We start from the raw sequence: 2,039 nt of genomic DNA, 5'->3' as shown, positions 1-2,039 counted from the left end.
GCGCCCGCGGTGTTCACCGTGACGGTGTTCGCCCTCGTCGTGGTTGTGACCACGGTGCTCCTGTGGGCCCCGGTGTCACTGTCCGATGGCCGCGGTGCCCGGACTGCACACAGTGCCCGGCCCGGACACCGTGCCCGGCCCCGCAGCGGCGCCCGAATCGGTCGACGGGGCCGCGCGGAGTTCGGACTGCGACAGCCCGAGCGTGCCCTGCGCGTGCGGATCGATCGTCTGCCGGGGATCACGGACTAGAGCCGCGACGGCTCGTCCACCCGGCACCAGGCCGCTGTGACCAGCAGGTTCACGGCCTGATCGAGGCCCCGGAAAACCTGATCGAGGCCCCGGAGAAAAAGTTCGAGATCTCTCGTGACGATCCGGCGACTCGTGACGTCTTAGTTGTGTAGTTGTTCATCGAAGGCCCGGCCCGGTGCCGGACCTTCCCGCGAGGAGGAATCATGTCGAACGCAATTCCCAAGACCGGCCGTGAGCAGTCGCGCGAGCAGCAGGCCGCCGAGGCCGCGCAGGCCGAGGCGCAGGAGAAGTCCGTCGAGAAGCAGCCCGCGCGCGGGCCGCTCCAGACGTCCCGCGGCGTGACCACCCTGGACGACGCCGTGGTGGCCAAGATCGCCGGGATGGCCGCGCGCGAGGTCCCCGGTGTCTATGACATGGGCAACGCCGCGCGACGCGCCTTCTCGGTCGTGACCGATCGCATCCCCAACGCCCAGACCAACGTCACGGGCGGCATCAGCGTCGAGAAGGGCGAGACCCAGACGGCGATCGACGTGACGGTGGTCGTGGAGTACGGCGCCTCGATCGTCGACGTGGGCAACGCCATCCGACGCAACATCATCGACCAGGTCGAGGGCACCACCGGACTCGAGGTCGTCGAGGTCAACGTCAACGTGGCCGACGTCCGCCTGCCCCAGGACGACGACGGCGACGACGTCCGCACCAGCTCCGAGAGCGGGCGCGGCGAGCTGCGCTGATCCGCGCCCACCCACCGACCACTGCTGCACCGCGGGGGCGGGTCACCCGGCCCGCCCCCGCACCCCCTTGAGCGAGGAGTTCTCATGAAGACCACCCATCTCACACTTCTGGTGGGGTTGTTCCTCGGCGCCGTCGCCGCGTTCGGCTCCATCGGCCAGTTCCTCATCGTGCTGATCTTCGGCGTGATCGGTGTGGCCGTGGGCCTGGCCATGGAGGGGCGCGTCGAGATCAAGGGCCTCACCGATCGCCGGAGGCGGTGACCCGTGACCGCCGCGCAGACTGACCAGACCGGTCGTCGGCCCGCCACGGATCCGGCCGCGGTCGAGGAGTCCGCACCGCAGGACCAGGCGCTCCGGCCGGCCGCCGAGCGCGGACTCACCACCATCCCCGCGTCCGTCGTCGGCCGCATCGCCGAGCAGGTCGCCTCCGAGTACACCCACGTGGGCGGCGCCGCCGGAGGTCTGCTGGGGGTGGGCGCCCGCCGGGACTTCGACTCGCGCCCGTCGGCCACCTGCGACCTCTACGGGACCGTCGCCGTGCTCACGCTGGACGTGGGCGTCGCGTTCCCCGTGAACCTGTCCGACACCTGCCGAGGCCTGCGCCGGTACGTGCGCGAGAGGGTCGGCGAGTTGACCGGCCTCCAGGTGGGCCGGTTGGACATCGAGATCTCGTGGCTCAACCCCGGGACCGCGACGAGAGGAGCACTGAGATGAGTGCACGGACCCGCGGAAGTGGACTGATCAGACGGCCACCGCGCGCCATCCCGGTGGGACTGCTCGCCGCGGCGCTCCTGGTCGCGGGCGGCCTGGGGAGCTGGCTGCTGGGGACCTACCTGGTCGACGGCACCTGGCCCTCGGCGGCGTCCGCCACGGTGGACTCGATCTCGGGCACCGGCATCGGATCGACGGAGATGCGCATCGCCGCCGTCGTCCTGGCTGTGGTGGGGCTCGCTCTGCTGCTGGCCGCCCTCGTGCCGGGACGCCCGTCGCGCGTCCTGGTCCTCGAGGACGACGTCCCGGGCGAGACCGCCATTTCCCGCCGTGACCTGGCCCGCC

Annotated in this window: 4 protein-coding genes and 1 pseudogene; all 5 read left to right on the top strand. The window is 71.3% G+C overall.

Going from position 1 to position 2,039, the window contains the following annotated elements:
- On the top strand, positions 1 to 249 hold a 249-nt coding region (locus tag G6017_RS16520; RefSeq protein ID WP_206682438.1), incomplete at its 5' end, for a hypothetical protein.
- A gap of 203 nt (positions 250 to 452) precedes the next feature.
- Complete coding sequence (locus G6017_RS13775; protein ID WP_176475066.1) at positions 453 to 983, top strand: Asp23/Gls24 family envelope stress response protein; 531 nt, start codon at positions 453 to 455, stop codon at positions 981 to 983.
- 84 nt (positions 984 to 1,067) lie between these two features.
- The gene (locus tag G6017_RS13770) at positions 1,068 to 1,244 is read left to right on the top strand and encodes a hypothetical protein (RefSeq protein WP_162845654.1); all 177 of its coding nucleotides are present in this window, start codon (positions 1,068 to 1,070) and stop codon (positions 1,242 to 1,244) included.
- 3 nt (positions 1,245 to 1,247) lie between these two features.
- Positions 1,248 to 1,697, top strand: a complete 450-nt coding sequence (locus tag G6017_RS13765; RefSeq protein WP_017838018.1) for an Asp23/Gls24 family envelope stress response protein — start codon at positions 1,248 to 1,250, stop codon at positions 1,695 to 1,697.
- Positions 1,694 to 2,039: pseudogene (locus tag G6017_RS13760) on the top strand (alkaline shock response membrane anchor protein AmaP); the annotation flags it as partial. The gene G6017_RS13765 and the pseudogene G6017_RS13760, both read left to right, overlap by 4 nt.

The sequence above is a fragment of the Dietzia sp. B44 genome, assembly GCF_014145245.1.
Classification (GTDB): domain Bacteria; phylum Actinomycetota; class Actinomycetes; order Mycobacteriales; family Mycobacteriaceae; genus Dietzia; species Dietzia natronolimnaea.
This window is presented reverse-complemented; position numbering and strand designations above follow the sequence as displayed.

What these genes read in the sequence shown, in the direction of transcription:
- G6017_RS13770 (WP_162845654.1), top strand. Translation starts at nt 1,068, where the DNA reads ATGAAGACCACCCATCTCACACTTCTGGTGGGGTTGTTCCTCGGCGCC.
- G6017_RS13775 (WP_176475066.1), top strand. Translation starts at nt 453, where the DNA reads ATGTCGAACGCAATTCCCAAGACCGGCCGTGAGCAGTCGCGCGAGCAG.